The sequence below is a fragment of the Cryobacterium sp. AP23 genome, assembly GCF_054075385.1.
In genome coordinates this window covers 1,602,841-1,622,652 of record NZ_CM133415.1, presented here as the reverse complement: position 1 = coordinate 1,622,652, position 19,812 = coordinate 1,602,841, and the positions used below count along the sequence as shown (strand labels likewise).

The following is a 19,812-nucleotide window of genomic DNA, read 5'->3' as shown; positions in this document are numbered from 1 at the left end:
GGCACACCGGGACCACTTGTCCGCAGCGGGAACAGTTGCGCGGCGCGGGCGGCGCATCCGTTACCGAGCGGGGCCCCGGCGCTAGCATCGGAACCAACACCGACGGCAGCGCCGTCGCCGGAAGGAGACCATCATGATCCCCGAAGTGAACATCTGGGCCGTGCTGCTCGCGACAGCGTCGAGCATGGTCATCGGCGCGATCTGGTACGCGAAACCGGTCTTCGGTCGGTACTGGATGAGGGCCGCCGGGCACACCGACGAAACCACCCAGTCCGGGGCCACCCTCGCCATCGTGGTCACGGTGATCGTGAGCTTCATCACCGCGTGGGTGCTCGCCGGCGCGGCGGCCATCGCGCAGGCCTTCTACGGCGGCAATTTCCTGGCCAACACCCTGCTCACCGGCCTGATTCTCTGGGCCGGGTTCACCGCGGCCCGGATGATCACCCACGACGCCTTCGACCGTCGCCCCCGCGGCCTCACCGTTCTCAATCTCGCCCACGAGCTCGTCACGATCCTGGTGATGGCCCTGATCATCGGCCTATTCGGCATCAACGCCGCCTGACCGCCCGCCGCCGGACCACACCCCGCAGCGACGGCCGGTAGGCGCCGCCAGCCCGCCGTTCCGGGCGCACCCTCGCGGCCACGTACACTAGGACCAACGTCACTGTTACCCGCGGGCTCACCGCCCGGTCTGGACCAGTGCGTGACTGCCCGAATCATCGGGCGCATCCTCCGGGGCCTGGCGCAACGCTGCCCGCCACGCGGAGACTATCTGACGCATCATTCGAACAGCCGCATTCGCACCCGCAGCCGCACTGCACCGTTACCGCTCCACGCAATTTGCTCCAAGGAGGACCATGGCACGCTTTGACCGCACCGACTCCACCCGACACTCCCGCACCGCTGCCGGCAGTGGCTTCTCCGAGGCCGCCCCGACCGTCGTCGACGAGCCGGCCCCCGACACCGGATCGATGCCGATCCTCTCGCTGAGCAGCGAACCCGAGCTGGTCCTGCTCTCCCTTGACGACCGCACCCGCCGGTTCGACCGCGATGACGTCGTCGTGCGCAAGGGCGAGATCGCCCTGATCAACGGCCACTTCACCCCGCACGAGTCCCGGGTCAGCGACCTGCTCGCCCTCGCCGAGGCGCTCGACGAAGCCGGCATCGACTACCTGCTCGTGCGCGGCGACCGTGACCGTCCCGTCATCGCCGTCAACCGCAAGCGTCGCAAGAAGATCAGCCGGGTCCTCGCCCAGGCGTTCTCCAACACCCCCTTCTACCTCAAGCCGCTCGACGGCGACCCGGCCCGCCCCGCGCTCGTCGCCGACGGCGCCCTCGCCTCGCTGGCCACCTCCGACGTCTTCCGGGTCTACCAGCCGCGCATCGAACCGATCGGCCGCCTCCGCTACGGCGCCGAGACCGCGTTCCAGCTCGAACTGTGGCGCTTCGGCGAGGACGAGATCGTCGCCCCGGTCGAGAACGTGCTGATGCGCAAGCGCCTGCCCCGCGCCGAAGCCCGCGAGACCACGGTCGAACTCTTCGGCCGCAGCTGGCGCACCCTGCAGAACATGTTCGACGACCTCGTCAGCGACATCAGCTTCGACATCGACCTGGTCTTCTCCTGGGTCGACGGCTCTTCCACCGACTTCCAGAAGGCCCGTGCGGCACGCATGAAGTCTTACGTGGTCGGCGAGGGTGACGACTCGGATGCCCGGTTCCGGCAGATCGACGAACTCAAGTACGCCCTCCGCAGCGTCTACATGTTCGCCCCGTGGGTGCGCCGAATCTTCATCGCCACCGACTCGCCCGCCCCCGAATGGCTGGTCGACCACCCCCGGGTGACGATCATGAACAGCGAAGACTTCTTCCCCGACACGAGCGGGCTGCCCACCCACAACTCGCACGCCGTGGAGAGCCAGCTGCACCACATCCCGGGGCTCGCCGAGCACTTCCTCTACTCCAACGACGACATGTTCTTCGGCCGTCCGATCGGCCCGGAGCTGTTCTTCTCGCCCGGCGGGATCACCAAGTTCATCGAGGCGCCCACCCGCATCGGCCTGGGTGAGAACGACCCGACCCGCAGCGGTTTCGAGAACGCGGCCCGGGTGAACCGGGCGCTGCTGCGGGAACGTTTCGGCAAGGTCACCACCCGGCACCTCGAGCACACCGCGGCTCCGCTGCGGAAGAGCGTCATGCACGAGATGGAGGCGGAGTTCCCCGAGGACTTCGACCGCACCATGAAGAGCCGGTTCCGTTCGGCGACCGACATCTCGGTCACCAACTCGCTGTACCACTACTACGCGCTGGCCACCGGCCGGGCCGTCGAGCAGACCCAGGCCCGCTCGCTCTACGTGGAGACCACGCTCAAGCTGGCGCTGCGCCAGATGAACAAGCTGCTCAAGCGCCGCGACCAGGATATGTTCTGCCTCAACGACGGCAGCTTCCCCGAGATCAGCGACGAGGTGCGCACCGAGGCCGTCACCGACTTCCTCGAGCGCTACTTCCCGATCGTGGCCCCGTGGGAACGCGAAAGCGTGATCGCGGAAAGCCAGCACGGCGAGGACACCCTCATTGAGAGCGCCCTCGGCTCGGGCTCACACCTGATGAACGGTGACGTTATCGCAGAACCGGGATCGGCCTGGTCATTGGCGGCTCGCGGTACGCGGGGAGAGAACCCGCCGGCATGATCTCGATGCCGGAAGCGCTCAACCGACGAGCGCTTTCGGCGGCGTCGATGTAATCCAGCGCCTCGTAGTCGCCCAGCGGCACCACCGAGTGCAGCACGGTGTCGGAGTAGACGTGCACAAGATTGAATGCCCGGGCACCGTCCCGGCCGCGGGTGCCGCCGACCGGCACATTGAGGTCCTGGGTGTAGCAGGTGGCCGAGGCCACTGACACCGGGATGCCGGCGAAGGTCGCGGTGGACGAGTAGTGCAGGTGTCCGGCCAGGATGCTGCGCACATCCGTGCCGCGCAGCACCTGCGCGAGGCTGGCCTGGTCGCGCAGCTCCACCGCCACCGACAGGTCGAGCATGCTCGGCACCGGCGGGTGGTGCATGGCGAGGATGGTGCCGTCGGGCGCCGGGAAGCTGAGCTGCTCGCTGAGCCACTCGAGCTGGCGCTCGGAGATCTCGCCGTGGTGGCTGCCGGGCACCGTCGTGTCGAAGGTGATGATGCGCAGCCCGCCGACGTAGTCGACGTGGTCGATCGGCGCCAGGCTGGGCTCCTGGCCGAGCAACTCGGTGCGGAAGTTCGCCCGGTTGTCGTGGTTGCCCATCACCCAGAGCAGTTTGGCGCCCATGCGCTCAGCGGCCGGCTCGATGATGCTGCGCAGCTGTGCGTAGGCGTGCGGCTCGCCCTTGTCGGCGAGGTCGCCGGTGATGATGATGGCGTCGGGTCTACCGCCGGACGCCTCGACGTCACGGATCAACCGTTCGACGTGTTTGGCACTATCCACACTGCCGTAGAGGCGATTGCCGTCTGCGAGCAGGTGAGTGTCACTGAGGTGGAGAAGGAAATAATCCGGCCTGGAATATTCGGCCGTTCGAACGCTCACGGAGCTTCCATTCGTTTGGTACTCATGCACTTTACGGGGATTACGCTGCGGATGCTACAAAACCAGTCGATCAGAGAATTATGAACATAGCGTGTACAACACGCGAAATGACGGGACCCGAGAGATTTTTTCCGTCGGGTCCCGTCATTCCTCGCATCCTGGCGCTACTTCTCCAGATGCTTCTCGCCTTCCTTCAGCGTGAGCGTCTCCTGCTTTTCGGTGCTCACCTCGATCTTGCGCGGCTTGGCCGCCTCTGACACGGGGATGGTCACCGACAGCACGCCGTTGGCGTACGTGGCGCTGATGTTGTCAAGGTCGATGCCCTGGCCCAGGTTCAACTGGCGCAGGAACGACCCCGCGGTGCGCTCCCGGGTCAACCACTTCACATTGTCGTGGTTGGCGAGGGTGCGTTCTCCCCGGATGGTGAGCAGCTGGCCATCCACGTCGATGTCGACGGAGCCCGGGTCGATGCCCGGCATGTCGGCGTTGAGCACGTAGACATCGCCGGCCCGGTAGAGGTCCATCGGCATCAGGCGCGGGCCGCGCGTCTCGAAGAGGGCGCCGGCGACACGGTCCAGCTCGCGGAAGGGGTCGTAGTTCATTGCCATTTTCAACTCACTTTCTGCACTATCGTCGGCGCGAGCCCGTCGCCCGGCCGCTGGTTCCAAACTTGAGTCGACTCGACTCAACTGTTAATATTTTGACTCACTTGGGCGGACGTCGCAACCTCATCCATGCCGTGTTTCGCCGTCAGCGAAGCGGATGGCGAGGGGCCGCCAGGGTGCTGGTTTCGACGGGCTCAGGGGTGGGTGAGGCCGGGAGCGGAGGACGGCAGAACCGGGGTTTCTCCCTCGCCGTGCTCGTACGGGGCGCCGGTCTCGTCACTGGCCGAGGCGGCCCGGCGACGCTCCGACTCGAAATCACCCTCGAGGCCCGGGTAGCCGCCGCGATCGAACGAGCGGTCGGCCGCTCGCTCTCGTTCGGGGCGCCGGCGCCTCGCCTTCCAGCTGAACATATTCCGACGCTACGCCGCGCCGCCTCGAAGTCAAGTCACTTTTCGGACACGAACGGCCCGGTGCCCGGCGCCGCGCTCACACCCCTCGTTCACGGTTCACCCATACTCGCGTGGGAAGGTAGAGGGTGCACTCGATTTCCCGTCTCACCCCCACCCGATACATCGGCGCAGCACTGCTCTGCGTCGTGGCCTTCGTTGCGCTGTACCTGTACTTCGTGCGGGACGAAACCGGCCAGGTCATCGACCAGCTGGCCTTCAACGGGGCGGAAGACGGCACCACCGGAATGGCGCTGACGCAGCGTCTGCTCGACCTCATCCCCTCGGTGATGGTCGCGGTCGGGGCGATCGTGAGCATCGTCATCGCCGTCGTCCGGCGGGCCTGGTTCGCCCTCGTCGTGGCGGTGGCCAGCGCCACGGCCGCCGTGATCACCACCCAGTTGCTCAAGAACATCGTCCTCACCCGGCCGGACCTCGGTGTGGACGGCTACGTCTCCAACTCATTCCCGTCCGGGCATACGACGGTGGCCGCAGCATCCGCACTCGTCGTGTTCCTCGTCGCCAGCCCGCACAGCCGCTGGCTGGCCGGCACCATCGGCGCCGCCTTCGCGGTCGCGGCCGGGGTGTCGACCCTGGTGAGCCTGTGGCACCGGCCGAGCGACGTGATCGCCGCGCTGCTGGTGGTGTCGTTCTGGGGGTGTGTCGGCGGCGCCGTGCTCACCCGCTCCGGCGGGCGGCAACGTGCCGCGCGCCGGCCCGGCCCGGCCCGGGTGGGACTGCGGTTGCAAACCTGGATCGCCGTGCTGGCGGCGATCGTCACCGCGGTCGCCGTGGGCATGGGGGCGACGGGGGCGTTCGGAACCTCCGCGGCACCGCTGGCCTACCTCGGCGCCGTCACCGCGATCGTCGCGGTCGGGTTCGCGCTCGCCATCACCGCCACGCGCCTGTTCGACCGACTGCCGTAACCACCGGCGCGCCCCGGCGCAGGGGGTGTGCCCGTGACCGTGTGCGTGTCACACTGGGGCATGGCCGTCACGCTGAGAGCGCTCCAGACCGTTGTACCGCCCACCGTCCTTGTGCAGGAGCAAGTGCGGGACATCTTCGCTGTGCAACCCGGCCTCAGCCGGTTGGCCCAGCGGCTGGTGACCGCCTCGTTCAATCTCTCCGGCATCGACACCCGCCACACCGTGATCGAGGAACTCACCCTCGACTCCACGGCGACGGACCCGCAGTTCTTCGACGCCGCCAGCCAGCGGCTGCTCGTGCCCGGCACCCGCGCGCGCAACGAGCTCTACATCGAGCAGGCCACGAAGCTGTTCGTGGAGGCCGGCCGCCGTGCCCTCGCCGCCTGCCCCGGGCTGGACGCCGCCGACATCACCCACGTGGTGACGGTCTCCTGCACCGGGTTCTACGCGCCGGGCCCGGACTACATGCTCGTGCGGGAACTCGGGCTGGCCCCGTCCACCCAGCGTTACCACCTCGGTTTCATGGGCTGCTACGCCGCGATGCCGGCGCTCCGCACGGCGAAGCAGTTCGTCGAGGCCGACCCGAGCGCCGTGGTGCTCGTCGTCAGCGCGGAGCTGTGCTCGCTGCACCTGCGCACCTCCAGCGACCCGGACACGATCGTGGCCTCGTCGCTGTTCTCGGATGGCGCGGCCGCCGGCATCGTCAGCGCCCGCCCGCCGGTGCCCGGCGAGGCCGCCCTCGTGCTCGACCACTTCGAGACCGTGATCACGCCCGTCGGCGAGAGCGACATGGCCTGGAAGATCGGCGACGAGGGCTTCGAGATGATCCTCAGCTCCTACGTTCCGCACATTATCGACGAGCACATCGAGTCCGCCCTCGCCCCGCTGTTCGGCCGCGACGAGTCCCTCACCCGGGCCCTCGCCGCCGGTGTCGTGGCCGAGGCCGGCGCCGTGACCGCCGACGCCGACGGCACCGCCGCGGCCACGTCCGGGCAGGTGCTCACCGCGACGGCGCCCGGGTCACCGCTCAGCACCGCGATCGCCCATTGGGCGATCCATCCGGGCGGGCGGAGCATCCTCGACAAGACCGAGGCGAAGCTGGGCCTCACCGAGGCGCAGCTGGTGCCGTCGCGGGAGACCCTCCGCACCAACGGCAACATGTCCAGCGCCACCATCCTCTTCGTCATGAAGGCCATCCTCGACGGCGAGGCCACCGCCGACGGCGAGCGCGTCTGCGCGATGGCGTTCGGCCCCGGCCTCACCGTCGAATCCGGCCTGATGACCGTGACGCGCGGCTGAGGCCGTGCTTCCCACGCTCCGCGACCGGGCGGTCGACGCCGTCGAGATCATGGACGACCCGGCGTGCGACCCCGAGGCGCTCCGGCGCACCTACGCCGACTTCCGGCTCGTCAACGCCGTGGTGTCGGGCCTTCGGCACAGCTACCGGCGCGACATCCGGCCGCGCCTGTCGGCCAGTCGCCCGCACGCGCTGCTGGACATCGGCTCCGGCGGGGGCGACGTGGCCCGGGCGCTGGCCCGGTGGGCCGCGCGCGACGGCCTGCGCCTGACCGTCACGGCCATCGACCCGGATGCCCGGGCGCACGAATACGCCACCGGCCAGCCACCGCTGCCCGGGCTGGAATTCCGTCGTGCGCACAGTGGCGACCTGGTGAGCGCGGGGGAGCGCTACGACACCGTTCTCTCCAACCACGTGCTGCACCACCTCGGCGCCGCCGACCTCGGCGCGCTGCTGGCGGATTCCGAACGGCTCAGCCGCGGCCTGGTGCTGCACGGCGACATCGAACGGGCCCCGCTCGCGTACCTCGGCTTCGGCCTGGGCACCTGGCCGTTCTTCCGCGACTCCTATATCCGCGCCGACGGGCTCACCTCGATCCGGCGCAGCTTCACCTTCGCCGAGCTCGAGGCCGCCGCGCCGCCGGGCTGGACAGTGCGCCGGGAGCGGCCCTACCGGCTGGTGCTGCGCTGGAGTGCGCCGGGCGCCGCGGCCGCCGGGATCAAGCAGGACGGGGCAGCGCGTGCGTGACGTGATCATTGTGGGCGGCGGCCCGGTCGGCATCCTGCTGGCCTGCCTGCTGGCCGAGCACGGCCTGGACGTGGAGGTGTTCGAACGCCGCACGGAACCGTCGATGCAGGCGCGGGCGATCGGCATCCACCCGCCGTCGATGAAGGTGCTGCGCCAGGTGGGCGTGGCCGACAAAGTGCTGGCAAAGGCGGTGCGCATCGAAGCGGGCAGCGTGCGCTGCGGCGGGCGCACGCTCGGGCGGTTGTCATTCAGCCGGGTCGCCGAGCGGTTCCCGTTCGTGGTGGCACTGCCGCAGTACGAGACCGAGGCCGTGCTGCGCGAACGGTTCGGTCAGCTGAAGCCCGGCCGTCTGCGCTCGGGCGTGCTGGTCGGCTCGCTGCAAGACCGCGGCGACCACGTGAACGTGTACGCGGAGCACCCCGACCCGGACCGCACGGACGCAGGCGCGCTCCTGGGCATCGCCCGCTACGTAGTGGTGGCCGACGGCGCACGCGGGCACCTGCGCCGGGCCACCGGGATCTCGACCCGGCCGGTCGGCAGCAGCAACACCTACCTGATGGCCGACTACCCCGACACCGGCGAGCACGGCAGCGAGGCGGTGCTGTTCTTCGAGGCCGGCGGGGTCGTCGAGTCATTCCCGCTGCCGAGCGGCCGCCGACGCTGGGTGGCCATGACGCCCACCCTGATGACGGATGCGTCGATCGCCGAGTTGAGCGCGCTCATCCACGACCGCACCGGCGTGCTGCTGCCGCCGTCGGATGCCACCCCGAGCTCGTTCGCGGTTCGGCAGCGGCTGGCGACGGAGATGGTGCGCGGCCGGGTCGTGCTGGTGGGCGACGCCGCGCACGAGATCAGCCCGATCGGCGGACAGGGCATGAACCTGGGCTGGCTCGACGCGCTGGCGCTGGCGCCCGCGCTCAAGCACGCGCTCGCCCTGCCGATCGAGGCCAGGGCCACCCTCGGCGACTACGACCGGGTGCGCCGGCGCAGCGCCCGTCGCGCCGCCCGGCAGGCCGGGTTCAACATGGCGATGGGCAGCCCGGCGCAGGGGCACCGGCTGCGGCTGCGGAACGCCGCCGTGCGTATCCTGGCCATGCCGCCGCTGAACGGCCTGCTCGCCCGCGCCTTCACCATGCGCTGGCTCTGACCGCCCAGCCTCGGTCTCCCCGAGCAACTGTTCCCCGTGCGGACAATTGGGCCCGGCACACCGGGTGCAATTGTCCGCATCGGGAACAGTTGCGCCGTGGGGTGCACCCGGCGCCGTGCAGTTGAACCAGCGCAGTGCAGTTGAACCGGCGCCGTGCAGTTGAACCGCCGTGCAGTCGAACCAGCTCAGTGCAGTTGAATGGGAGGGTGACCGCACCCCTGATCGACCTGCTCCGCGCCGACCTCGCCGCCGCCAACTTCTCCGTGACGGCCCTGACCGGGCTGTGGGGCATCGAGGCGGATGCCGCGCTGCACCGCAACCAGCGGGTGCCGGCCCTGCGGGCGCTCGCCCGGCTGCGCGCCACCCTCACCGTGCCCGAACCCAATGTGGCGCTCGCCCAGCTGTTCGTGCTCGGGATGCCCGTGGCGCGGGCCGAGATCGACGCCGCCCTGCCCACGCTCGGTGTGGCGGGCGCCGAGCGCCTCGGCCTGCTCGGCGCGCACCACGCGCACGGCGGCACCCCCGAAGAACCCACGCTCGACACCGGGCCGGCGCAGGTGCATCCGCTCGTTGACCTGCGACCGTACAGCTTCGTCGACGCCCACGGCGCCGGCAGCTGGTGGATCACCTCCGACCTCGGCGAACTGGCGCTGGGCCACGCCCTCGGCGAGAACCACGTGCTCGGCGTCGGCGGCGCATCGCTCACCCTCAGCGCCCTGATGATCCCCACCCCGGTCGACAGCGCCCTGGACCTCGGCACCGGCTGCGGCATTCAGGCGCTGCACGCCGCCCGGCACGCCCGCCGCGTGGTCGCCACCGACATCTCCGAACGGGCCCTCGAGCTGGCGGCCCTGAACGCACGGCTCAACGGCGTTGAGAACATCGAGTTCCGGCTCGGCAGCCTGTTCGACCCGGTGGTGGGCGAGCGCTTCGACCACATCATCTCCAACCCGCCGTTCGTGATCACCCCGCGGGTGGAGGGCGTGCCCAGCTACGAGTACCGGGACGGCGGCCTCGTCGGCGACGCCCTGGTGGAGGCCGTGGTGCGCGGCGCGGCCGAGCACCTCACCGCGGGCGGCGTCGCCCAGCTGCTGGGCAACTGGGAGTACCACGACGGCGCGGAGGCCTTCGACCGGCTCGCCGGCTGGGTGGACCGGCCGGCCGCCGGCGACGAGGCGCCGCTGGACGCCTGGATCATCGAACGCGAGGTGCAGCTGCCCACCGGTTATGCCGAAACCTGGATCCGCGACGGCGGGACCCGCCCCGACACCCCCGACTTCGACCGGCTGTACGGCGCCTGGCTCGACGACTTCGAGGCCCGCGGGGTACGCCAGGTGGGCTTCGGCTACATGCTGCTGCGCCGCCCCGGTACGGATGCCCGTGCCCGCCGGTCCGCACCGGCCCGCCCCCGCCTGCTGCGCCTGGAGCGCCTTCCTGAGGCCCTCGGCCACAACGCGGCCGGCATCGGCAGCCACCTCGCGGACTGCCTGGCCGCGCACGACTGGCACGCCGGGCTGGACGACGACGCCCTGGCCCGCGCCACCCTCACGGTGGCCTCCGACGTCACCGAGGAGCGGCACTTCTGGCCCGGCCAGGAGGACCCCACCCTGATGACCCTGCACCAGGGCGGCGGGTTCGGCCGGTCGGTGCCGTTGGATACCGCCCAGGCCGCCCTGATCGGCGCCTGCGACGGGGAACTGCCGGTGGGCGCGATCATCGACGCGATCGCCCAGCTGCTCGACGCCGACGCCGGCGCCCTCCGCGCCGAGCTGCTGCCGCGGGTGCGCGCGCTGCTCGACGACGGCTTCCTGCAGCCGCCCACGGCCTGACCCGGCGCATCCGCCCGCCCGGCGCGCCCACCCGGCCGGGAGCCGGCGGCCGCGCGCTGAGGTAGCGTGAGGGATACCACTTCGAGGGGCCGAGAGGAGTGCGTCACCTGACGCGAGTGAACGATGGAACGTCGGACCTTCTTGATCGGCTCCCTGTCCGGGCTGTCCGTGCTCGCGCTCAGCGGATGCGTGCCCTCCCGGCCCACCCCGACGGGAACGCCCACCCCGACCACCACGCCGGCGCCGTCCCTCGTGCCGCAGCCGGCCGCCATGCTCCGCACCTCCTGGTCGGAGGACCCGTTCGCCCGCGGTTCCTACAGCTTCGCGGCGGTCTCCTCCACCCCGCAGCAGCGTGAAGACCTCGCCGAACCCATCCTGGACCGGCTCTTCCTGACCGGCGAAGCGGTCTCGGCCGACGCCCCCGGCACCGTGCAGGGCGCCCGCGGGGCGGGCCAACGGGCCGCCAGGGAACTGGAAGACCTCGCCGAACCGGGGGAGCGGGTCGCCGTGATCGGCGCCGGCATCGCCGGACTCGCCGCCGCCCGCCAACTCGCCGACGCCGGCTTCACCGTGATGGTGATCGAGGCCCGCGACCGGTTGGGCGGCCGCATCCAGACCGTCACGACCGACGCCTGGCCGATCCCGGTCGAACTCGGCCCGTCGTTCATCGTCTCCGCCAGCACCACCTCCCTCGACGAGGAACTGACCGGCCTGGAGGTCTCGCACGCCGAGTTCCAGCCGGTCACCGAGGTGCGCACCCCCGACGGCACGCCCACCGAGGTCTCCCCGGTCGGCGCGGAGGCCGTGACCGCTGCGCTGGCCTGGGCGGCCGAACAGGCCCAGGACACCGCCCTGGCCAAGGCACTCATCGCCACCGGCTCCGCCACCATCTCCCAATCGGATGGCGACGCCGGCGTCTCGAACGCCGACTGGCTGGACTACCAGCTCGCCACCGCCACCACCCTCGAATCCGGTGCGCCGACCGAGGAGATGTCCAGCTGGTACGCCCCGACACCGGCCACATCGCCCGCGGACGACACCCGGATCGTGCTCGGCGGCTACAGCGCGCTGATCGACGACGCCGCCACCGACCTCGAGGTGCTCTACTCCAGCGTGGTGACCCGCATCGCGTACACCGACGCATCCGTGAGCCTGCGCCTGGGCACCGGGGAGTCGCTCACCGTGGACCGCGCCATCGTGACCGTGCCGTTGGGCGTGCTGCAGGGCGACGTGATCGAGTTCGTGCCGGCGCTGCCGTTCGCGCACCGCGGTGCGATCGCCGCGCTGGGGATGGGCACGCTCGACAAGATCTGGCTGCGCTTCGACGAGCCGTTCTGGGACACCGACGCGACTGTGTGGACCACCGTCGGGGACGACACCTTCGACTTCCGGGTGTGGGTCAACATGCTGCCGCTAACCGGCCAGCCGATCCTGGTGGGCTTCGTCAGCGGAGAGCACGCGCTTGCACTGGCGAAGGCCGATGACACCGAATTCACCGACGCCGCACTGCGCAGTCTCGAGCCATTCGCGGTGCTCGCCACCGCCACTCCTGTGCCCTGACCAGGGTTTTTTCATTGCGACGGCGGCCCGGACGCATCCGCGATAATTAACGAGCAAAACTCAGAGTTCCGGTGTAAGCTCCTGGAAACGTCTAGTCGGTGAAGGGGCCGTCCAATAAGGGACACCCCTGTGGGGAGGTCCAGTCGTTTCCCGACTGGTCGTGCCGACGGAGTCCGGTTGGGGTAATCGTGTACCGCCGTCGGCCACCGGGTGCGGTCGCGATCCCGGTGTCCCACTTGCTCCGCGGCCAATGCCTCTGCTGATTGACCGTGAACCATGTACATCCTGACTAATCTCGATCCCGTGTCTCTGCTCGATTTCGACGCCGCCCTGCCCTGTGAGGGCAGCCACCACCACCGCAGCCTCAGCGGCCATGCGGCCGCCGAGCCGGGCGCCTTCATGGTGATCTCGCCGTGCTGTGGCCCCAAGGTCATCCAGTGCTCGCCCCGGGTCTCGGCCATGCAGGCCTCCGGCGTGCTCTACTGCGGCACCTGCGAGTCCGAGCACCTCACCAGCCAGTACACCTTCGTGCCGGTCGAGTAGCCGGGCCTAGTTCGGCACCGAGCTGCCGGAGCCGCGCGTGCGCGGCCGCCAGCTCAGCCGGGATGTGGCCACCAGCACCGCCGCTATGCCCAGGAACAGGACGACCGCGACCAGGCAATACGCCACGGTCTCCAGCGGACCGCTCACCTGCGCCGGGTCGAGGAAGAAGTACGGGTACCAGCCCACGACGGAGCCGCGCACCAGCGTGAAGACGCCCCAGGCCAGCGGGTACGGCAGGATCCAGCGCAGGAAGCGCCAGGACAGCCGGGCCTTGCCGGTGTCGGTCAACCAGTCCAGCACGGCGATCGTGGGGATGTAGAAGTGCAGCACCTGGCTGGGCCAGGGCACCTCCATCGAGTAGTCCCGTGACGATGACTGGATGACGATGGTCAGGAAGACGATGCCCGAGACCAGGATGTACGTCGTGATCAGGGCCCGGAACAGGTCGAGCCACTGCGGGTCGCGCTCCCGCCGGAACGCCACGATCGCACCGAGGACGAACGCGACCACCGCCGCGATCGCGCTCTGCACCGTGAAATAGGTGAAGACGTTGTACGCCGCGAAGGTCGGGAACAGCAGCACATACTCGTAATTGCCGATCAGTCCGACGATGCCGGCGGCGGCGAGCAGCAGCCGGCCGACACCGTAGCCGTGCCGCACGGTGAAGCGTCCGCGCGCGCGCAACGGCTCGCGCGCCTCCGCTTCCTCCCGCGGCCGGGAGGATTCGCGCACGGTTGGTCCAGTCCGGTCGGGACCGGATGCCTGCGCGCCCATACTTCCACGGTACGCCAGAGTGCCCCCGGCCCGGTCCACGGCCCGGAACGGGCGGTGCCGCCGGTGTTCTAGGCGGTGCCGAATGCGCCGGTCAGAGGCGGATGCTGAAGCTCGCCTCGCCGTGTTCCGCGAGGTCGGTCACCTGCACCGATTGCACGTTCGCCGACCGCGGTCCCGTGTGCAGCCAGGCCAGCATCCGCTCGACGGCGGCGTCATCGCCCTCGATCTCGGCCTCGACCGCCCCGTCGGACCGGTTGCGCACGTATCCGCCCAGCCCCAGCGTGCTCGCCTGCGCCTCGGTGTAGTACCGAAAGCCCACGCCCTGCACCATCCCGTTCACAATCACCCGTTTGCGACTCACGCTCCCCATTGTGTGCGTCCGCCGCCGCCCCGACAACCCGCAGCCCGCAATCCGGCTCGCCTCGCCGCAACAGTTCCCCGTGCGGACAAATGCACCCGGTGTGCCGGGACCACTTGCCCGGTGCGGGACCAATTGCCGGCTGCCGCGGTCGTCGGAGTCTCGTGGCGGGCGGGTTGCTTAGGCGGGGACGGGCGTCGGGGCGTACCGTCGGGGCATGACCTCTTACGCCTGGGCGCGGGCCGAGTCGGCGGATGCGCCCGTCGCCGTGCTGCTACCCGGGGTGAACTACTCGGTGCAGGCGCCGCTGCTGTACTGGTGCGCCACCCTGCTCGCCGAGCGCGGCTGGCACGTGCAGGCCGTGGACTGGACGGTGGACGACGACGCCCAGGCGCATCCGCTGCCGTTCGTGGAGGCGGCCGTGGCCGAGGCGTTCGCGGCCAGCCCGCCGAGCCCGCGTCGGCTCGTGGTGGCCAAATCGTTCGGCACCTATGCGCTGCCCTGGGCCCGACGGGCCGGCATCCCCGGCGTCTGGCTGACGCCGCTGCTGACCGAGGCGCCGGTCGCCCGGGCGTTGCGCGACGGGACGCCCGCGGACCTGGCCGTCGGCGGCGGGCTGGATGCGTTCTGGCAACCGGACCGAGTCGGCACCACGGACGCGCGCCTGCATTCGGTGCCGGGCGCGGGCCACGCGCTGACCCTCCCGGGGGACTGGCGGGGATCCCTGGGCTTGCAGTCGGGCGTCCTCGCGGAGGTCGCGCGCCACCTCGACGACCAGTAGCTGCAGCCAGGGCCGTGAGCCGCCGCAACTGTTCCCCGTGCGGACAAATGCACCCGGTGTGCCGAGACCTTTTGTCCGCACGGGGAACAGTTAGGCGGAGTCGCGCCAGACGATTTCGGTGTCGAGCAGGATGCCGCCGAGCTCGGCGGGTTCTCCGCGGAGCTGGCTGAGCACCGACTCGGCCGCCCGCTGGCCGAGGCCGTTGGCGGGCTGGCGCACCGTGGACAGCAACGGCTGGCAGCGGAGGGCCCAGGCGCTGTCGTCGAAGCCGACGATGCCCACGTCCTCCGGCACCCGGCGACCCGCCTCGCGGAGCGCGTTCAGGGCCCCGGCGGCGATGACGTCGGACGCCGCGAACACCCCGTCGATGAGCGGGTCGCGGGCCAGCAGGGCGCGCATCCCGTCGCGGCCGTCGGCGTAGGTGTAGAGCGGCACCGGGGCCACCAGGGCGGGGTCGAACCGGTCGCCGAGCGCATCCGTGAAGCCGGCCAGCCGGTCGGAGCCGGAGTCCCGGTCCAGGGCCGCGGCGATCATGCCGATGCGGCGGCGGCCGGTGCCGATCAGGCGCTCGGTGATGCCGCGCGCCGCGGCCCGGTTGTTGATTCCCACGTAGGGCAGCTCGCGCAGGTCCTGCGGATGCCCGACGAATGCGGCCGGCAGGTCTAGCCGCTCGATTACCCGGGTGATCGGGTCTTGTTCCCGCGCTGACACCACGACGACGCCGTCGACGAAACCGCCGCTGAGGTACCGGGCCACCCGCTCGGTATCGCGGTCGGACTCGATCACGAGGCTGACCAGCTGGTAGTCGGCGCGGGAGAGCGCGGAGTTGGCGCCGAGCAGGATCTCGCCGATGTTGGGGTCTTCGAGGAACAGGGAATGCGGTTCGTGCACGATGAGGCCCACGGCCTGGGAGCGTTGCATCACCAGGTTGCGCGCGGCGGTGTTCGGCACGTAGCCGACCTTCTCGATGGCGGCCTCGATGGCGATGCGGGCCTCGGCCGAGACGTAGGGTTCGTTGTTCACCACCCGGCTCACGGTGCCGCGGGAGACGCCGGCCTCCGCGGCGACGTCGTGGATCGTCGCGCGCTTGCGCCGCCCCGGATTTGTCACCATTCGATAACTGTACCGGTCGTCCGGCTTGACACGGCGGCCGCGCTGTACCTACTCTGTGTACGTTCACAGACACTCAATGAGGAGTCTTTCACTCCTCGATCTGTGCACGTTCACAGAACGTCGTATCGAGGCCGGCCGGTTGAGGCCGGTGCACAGAAGCAGGAGCAGATGAACACCCCAGTAGCCACCCCGGCCGTGACGCACCAGGTCACCCCGGCGACCCCGTTCGTGCAGAACGGCATCGCCTACGGCTGCGACTACAACCCCGAGCAGTGGGGCCCCGACGTGTGGGCCGAGGACGTGCTCCTCATGCAGCAGGCCGGCGTCGACCTCGTCGCGATCAACATCTTCGGCTGGTCCGCCCTCGAGCCCGCACCGGGGGAGTACGACTTCACCCTGCTGGACACCATCATCGACCTGCTGCACGACCACGGCATCCGGGTGAACCTCGGCACCGGCACCTCCTCCCCGCCGCCGTGGCTCACCACGCTGTACCCCGAGATCCTGCCCGAAACCGAAGACGGCACCACCCGCTACTCGGGCGGACGCCAGGCCTGGTGCCCGAGCTCGCCGGTGTTCCGCGAGCACGCGCTGCGCCTGGTGGAGCAGGTCGCGATCCGCTACGGCAGCCACCCTGCCGTGGTTCTCTGGCACGTCTCCAACGAACTCGGCTGCCACAACGCGCTCTGCTACGACGACGACACCGCCGCCGCCTTCCGCGGCTGGCTCGAGACCAAGTACGGCAGCATCGCCGCCCTCAACGCGGCCTGGGGCACGAGCTTCTGGAGCCAGCGCTACACCGCCTGGGCCGAGGTGCACACCCCCCGGCTCACCCTCTCCAGCCGCAACCCCGGCCAGGTGCTCGACTTCCAGCGCTTCAGCTCCGACGAGCTGCTCGGCTACTACCGCGCCGAAGAGGCCGTGCTCCGCCGCCACAGCACCGTGCCCGTCACGACGAACTTCATGGTCGCCGCGCACATCAAGAACCTCGACTACTGGCGCTGGGCGTCCGCCGTCGACGTCGTCGCCAACGACCACTACCTCGACCACCGCCTCGCCGACCCCACCACCGAGCTGGCCTTCGCCGCCGACCTCACCCGCGGGCTCGCCGGCGGCAACGCCTGGCTGCTGATGGAGCAGTCCACCAGCGCCGTCAACTGGCAGCCGCTGAACCTGGCCAAGGCGCCGGGGGAGATGACCCGCAACTCGCTGGCGCACGTGGCCCGCGGCGCCGAGGCGATCTGCTTCTTCCAGTGGCGCGCGTCGCAGCAGGGGTCGGAGAAGTTCCATTCCGCCCTGGTGCCGCACGCCGGCACCGACACCGTGCTCTGGCGTGAGGTCGTCGAACTCGGCGCCACCCTCGACCGGCTCGACGAGATCATCGGCACCCGGGTCGTGGCGGATGCCGCGATCCTGTTCAGCTGGGAAGCCTGGTGGGCCGGCGACGGCGAATCCCGGCCGTCCCAGTCGGTGAAGTACCTCGAGCAGGTGCACGCCGGCTACGCCGCGCTGCACCGCCTGGGTGTCACCGTCGATGTCGTCTCCCCGGATGCCGACCTCAGCGGCTACCGCCTCGTCGTGGCGCCCGCCCTGTACCTGGTAACCGACGCCCAGGCCGACAACCTCGCCGGTTTCGTCGCCGACGGCGGCCACGCCCTGGTCACCTTCTTCAGCGGCATCGTCGACGAAGACGACCGGGTGCGGCTCGGCGGCTACCCCGGCGCGTTCCGCGACCTGCTCGGCGTGCGGGTGGAGGAATTCGTGCCGCTCGCCCCCGGCACCACCGTGGGCCTGCACGCCGCAATCGGCCTGGCCGGCGACGCCGCCGGCACCCTCTGGACCGAACGGCTGCACCTGGCCGGCGCGGACGCCGTGGCGCACTACACCGACGGCGCCCTGCCCGGCGTGCCCGCCCTCACCCGCAACCGGCACGGCGCCGGCACCGCCTGGTACCTCGCCACCGCCCCGACCGCCGACACCTACCGCGACCTGCTGCGCACCATCGCCGGGCAGGCCCGCGTCACCGCCGCCGGCCCGGAGGGCGACGGCCTCGTCGAGGTCATCCGCCGCGCCGCACCCGACCGTTCCTACCGCTTCATCATCAACCACGGCGACACCGACGTGGAGGTGAGCGCGGCGGGGGTCGAGCTCGTCACCGGCGCCGACGTCGCCCGCACCCTGCGCGTACCGGCCGGAGCCGTACGCGTACTCAGAGAGGACACCGCATCATGAGCGCACCAGCCATTCCGGCCGCGGATGCCCGGAGCTCGGCACCCCGCCGCCCGGATCCGAAGCCCCGCAAGACCAAGGTGGCGCACCCGAAGGCGATCGCGATCTTCATCGTGCCCTTCGCCATCCTGTTCACCCTGTTCTACCTGGTGCCGATCGGCTACGCGATCTACCAGTCCCTGCTCGTCGTGGAGCGGGACGGCACCTTCGGCAAGGCCACCGAGGTGTTCGGCGGCCTGACCCAGTACATCCTGGTGTTCCAGAACGGCCCGTTCTGGGAGTCGATCACCCGGGTGCTCGCCTTCGGTGTGGTGCAGGTGCCGGTGATGCTCGGCCTGGCGCTGATCTTCGCGCTGCTGCTGGACTCGCCGCTGCTCCGCGGCAAGCGCTTCTTCCGGCTCGCGTTCTTCGTGCCGTATGCGGTGCCCGGCGTCATCGCCGCCATCATGTGGGGCTTCCTCTACTCACCCAACCTGTCGCCGTTCACGGCCATCACGAGCAACGTCAGCTTCCTCTCCGCCGACCTGGTGCTCTGGGCGATCGCGAACGTCGTCACCTGGGTCTACGTGGGCTACAACATGCTCATCATCTACTCGGCCCTGCTGGCCATCCCCACCGAGATCTACGAGGCCGCCCGCCTCGACGGCGCCGGGCAGCTGCGCATCGCCTGGTCGATCAAGATCCCGCTGATCATGCCCGCGATCGTGCTCACCGGCATCTTCTCCATCATCGGCACCCTGCAGCTGCTCGCCGAGCCGCAGGTGTTCCGCTCCTTCAGCTCCGCGGTGACCAGCACGTTCACCCCGAACCTGATGGTCTACTCCACCTCCTCGATCCCCAACGTGAACCTCGCCGCCGCGTTCAGCGTCGTGCTGGCCCTGGCCACGTTCGCGTTGTCGTTCTCGTTCCTCAAGTTCACCCAGCGGAAGGAAGGCAAATGAGCGCCCTCACCGAGTCGCCCACCGTCGCCCGCACGCCGAAGCGGCCCAGGGCATCCGCCGCCCCCGCCCCGAAGGGACCCAAGGAGAGCCCGCTCTCCCGGGTCGGCGCCATGACCGTGATGCTCGTCTTCACGCTCTACTTCCTCATCCCGATCTGGTGGCTGTTCATCGCCGGCACCAAGTCCAGCAGCCAGTTCACGAGCACCAACCCGCTCTGGTTCGCCGACTTCAACCTGTTCGCGAACATCGGCAACCTGGTCGCCTACCGCGACGGCGTCTTCCTCAAGTGGATGCTCAACAGCGCGCTGTACGCCGGCGCCGGCGCCCTGCTGGCCACCCTGTTCGCCGCCATGGCCGGCTACGCCCTGGCCAAGTACCGCTTCCCGGGCCGGGAACTGCTCTTCAACATCGTGCTCGGCGGGGTCCTCGTGCCCGCCACCGCGCTGGCGCTGCCGCTGTTCCTCATCTTCAGCCAGGTCAGCCTCACCAACACCTTCTGGGCCGTGTTCCTGCCCAGCCTGGTCAGCCCGTTCGGGGTGTACCTCACCCGCATCTTCGCCTCGGCGAGCGTGCCCGACGAACTGATCGAGGCCGCCCGGCTCGACGGTGCCGGCGAGCTGCGCACCTTCTTCACCGTCTCGGTGAAGCTGATGTTCCCCGCCCTGGTCACGGTGTTCCTGTTCCAGTTCGTGGCCATCTGGAACAACTTCTTCCTGCCGCTGATCATGCTGCGCGACGAGACGCTGTTCCCGGTCACGCTCGGCCTCTACGCCTGGAACTCGCAGGTGAACCAGATCCCCGAGCTCCGCGGCTACGTGCTCATCGGCGCGCTGCTGTCGATCATCCCGCTGATCATCCTCTTCCTGCTGCTGCAGCGCTTCTGGCGCAACGGCCTCGGCGCCGGCAGCGTCAAGTAACCCTCTTCTTCCCGACCGTTCCAACCCGCCCTACCCGCACCATC

At 70.0% G+C, this 19,812-nt stretch carries 19 protein-coding genes; 13 read left to right on the top strand and 6 right to left on the bottom strand.

What is annotated here, in order from left to right; all coding sequences use genetic code 11:
- The first annotated feature begins 133 nt into the window (after positions 1-133).
- Positions 134-562: a DUF1761 domain-containing protein gene (locus ACU5E9_RS07685; RefSeq protein ID WP_456813030.1), complete on the top strand. Its 429-nt coding sequence runs from the start codon at positions 134-136 to the stop codon at positions 560-562.
- Positions 563-971: 409 nt separating this feature from the next.
- Positions 972-2,687, top strand: a complete 1,716-nt coding sequence (locus ACU5E9_RS07680; protein ID WP_456813512.1) for a stealth family protein — start codon at positions 972-974, stop codon at positions 2,685-2,687.
- On the opposite strand, the gene ACU5E9_RS07675 is transcribed toward ACU5E9_RS07680, so the two are convergent.
- The 3 genes from ACU5E9_RS07675 to ACU5E9_RS07665 form a co-directional block, all read right to left on the bottom strand.
- Positions 2,617-3,555 (bottom strand): phosphodiesterase, encoded by a 939-nt coding sequence (locus ACU5E9_RS07675; RefSeq protein ID WP_456813029.1) that lies wholly within the window; start codon positions 3,553-3,555, stop codon positions 2,617-2,619. The two genes, ACU5E9_RS07680 and ACU5E9_RS07675, sit on opposite strands and share 71 nt — an antisense overlap.
- A 164-nt stretch (positions 3,556-3,719) precedes the next feature.
- Positions 3,720-4,163, bottom strand: coding sequence for an Hsp20/alpha crystallin family protein (locus tag ACU5E9_RS07670; protein ID WP_456813028.1), 444 nt, complete (start codon positions 4,161-4,163; stop codon positions 3,720-3,722).
- Positions 4,164-4,354: 191 nt separating this feature from the next.
- Positions 4,355-4,570, bottom strand: coding sequence for a hypothetical protein (locus tag ACU5E9_RS07665; protein ID WP_456813027.1), 216 nt, complete (start codon positions 4,568-4,570; stop codon positions 4,355-4,357).
- A 125-nt stretch (positions 4,571-4,695) separates the two neighbouring features.
- Between ACU5E9_RS07665 and ACU5E9_RS07660 the strand changes: the two genes are divergently transcribed.
- The 7 genes from ACU5E9_RS07660 (at position 4,696) to ACU5E9_RS07630 (ending at position 12,655) form a co-directional block, all read left to right on the top strand.
- On the top strand, positions 4,696-5,532 hold the full coding sequence (locus ACU5E9_RS07660) for a phosphatase PAP2 family protein (protein WP_456813026.1): 837 nt from the start codon (positions 4,696-4,698) through the stop codon (positions 5,530-5,532).
- Between the two features lie 60 nt (positions 5,533-5,592).
- Complete coding sequence (locus tag ACU5E9_RS07655) at positions 5,593-6,831, top strand: type III polyketide synthase (protein WP_456813025.1); 1,239 nt, start codon at positions 5,593-5,595, stop codon at positions 6,829-6,831.
- A gap of 4 nt (positions 6,832-6,835) precedes the next feature.
- Positions 6,836-7,576 (top strand): class I SAM-dependent methyltransferase, encoded by a 741-nt coding sequence (locus ACU5E9_RS07650; RefSeq protein WP_456813024.1) that lies wholly within the window; start codon positions 6,836-6,838, stop codon positions 7,574-7,576.
- Positions 7,569-8,723 carry an FAD-dependent oxidoreductase gene (locus ACU5E9_RS07645; protein ID WP_456813023.1) on the top strand — a complete coding sequence of 385 codons (1,155 nt, stop codon included), beginning with the start codon at positions 7,569-7,571 and terminating at the stop codon, positions 8,721-8,723. Before ACU5E9_RS07650 ends, ACU5E9_RS07645 begins: the two co-directional genes overlap by 8 nt.
- 206 nt (positions 8,724-8,929) lie before the next feature.
- Positions 8,930-10,552, top strand: a complete 1,623-nt coding sequence (locus ACU5E9_RS07640) for a DUF7059 domain-containing protein (protein WP_456813022.1) — start codon at positions 8,930-8,932, stop codon at positions 10,550-10,552.
- A gap of 123 nt (positions 10,553-10,675) precedes the next feature.
- On the top strand, positions 10,676-12,112 hold the full coding sequence (locus ACU5E9_RS07635) for an FAD-dependent oxidoreductase (protein ID WP_456813021.1): 1,437 nt from the start codon (positions 10,676-10,678) through the stop codon (positions 12,110-12,112).
- Positions 12,113-12,415: 303 nt separating this feature from the next.
- A complete protein-coding gene (locus tag ACU5E9_RS07630; RefSeq protein ID WP_456813020.1) occupies positions 12,416-12,655 on the top strand; it encodes a hypothetical protein in 240 nt (79 codons plus the stop codon).
- A gap of 6 nt (positions 12,656-12,661) precedes the next feature.
- Here ACU5E9_RS07630 and ACU5E9_RS07625 read toward each other — a convergent pair whose 3' ends face one another.
- Both ACU5E9_RS07625 and ACU5E9_RS07620 read right to left on the bottom strand, forming a co-directional pair.
- Positions 12,662-13,429 carry a Pr6Pr family membrane protein gene (locus ACU5E9_RS07625; RefSeq protein ID WP_456813019.1) on the bottom strand — a complete coding sequence of 256 codons (768 nt, stop codon included), beginning with the start codon at positions 13,427-13,429 and terminating at the stop codon, positions 12,662-12,664.
- 91 nt (positions 13,430-13,520) lie between these two features.
- The gene (locus tag ACU5E9_RS07620) at positions 13,521-13,790 is read right to left on the bottom strand and encodes an acylphosphatase (RefSeq protein ID WP_456813018.1); all 270 of its coding nucleotides are present in this window, start codon (positions 13,788-13,790) and stop codon (positions 13,521-13,523) included.
- Between the two features lie 214 nt (positions 13,791-14,004).
- Between ACU5E9_RS07620 and ACU5E9_RS07615 the strand changes: the two genes are divergently transcribed.
- Positions 14,005-14,568: a hypothetical protein gene (locus ACU5E9_RS07615; RefSeq protein WP_456813017.1), complete on the top strand. Its 564-nt coding sequence runs from the start codon at positions 14,005-14,007 to the stop codon at positions 14,566-14,568.
- A gap of 90 nt (positions 14,569-14,658) precedes the next feature.
- Here the strand turns inward: ACU5E9_RS07615 and ACU5E9_RS07610 are convergent, their stop codons facing one another.
- Complete coding sequence (locus tag ACU5E9_RS07610) at positions 14,659-15,681, bottom strand: LacI family DNA-binding transcriptional regulator (protein ID WP_456813016.1); 1,023 nt, start codon at positions 15,679-15,681, stop codon at positions 14,659-14,661.
- A gap of 168 nt (positions 15,682-15,849) precedes the next feature.
- Here ACU5E9_RS07610 and ACU5E9_RS07605 point away from each other — a divergent pair, with 168 nt between their 5' ends.
- From ACU5E9_RS07605 to ACU5E9_RS07595, 3 genes are read left to right on the top strand one after another with little or no spacing between them, the layout of a single operon-like run.
- Positions 15,850-17,913 carry a beta-galactosidase gene (locus tag ACU5E9_RS07605; protein WP_456813015.1) on the top strand — a complete coding sequence of 688 codons (2,064 nt, stop codon included), beginning with the start codon at positions 15,850-15,852 and terminating at the stop codon, positions 17,911-17,913.
- Positions 17,910-18,851, top strand: coding sequence for a carbohydrate ABC transporter permease (locus ACU5E9_RS07600; protein WP_456813014.1), 942 nt, complete (start codon positions 17,910-17,912; stop codon positions 18,849-18,851). The genes ACU5E9_RS07605 and ACU5E9_RS07600 overlap by 4 nt, the downstream gene beginning before the upstream one ends.
- Complete coding sequence (locus tag ACU5E9_RS07595; RefSeq protein ID WP_456813013.1) at positions 18,848-19,768, top strand: carbohydrate ABC transporter permease; 921 nt, start codon at positions 18,848-18,850, stop codon at positions 19,766-19,768. The genes ACU5E9_RS07600 and ACU5E9_RS07595 overlap by 4 nt, the downstream gene beginning before the upstream one ends.
- The last annotated feature ends 44 nt before the right edge of the window (positions 19,769-19,812 follow it).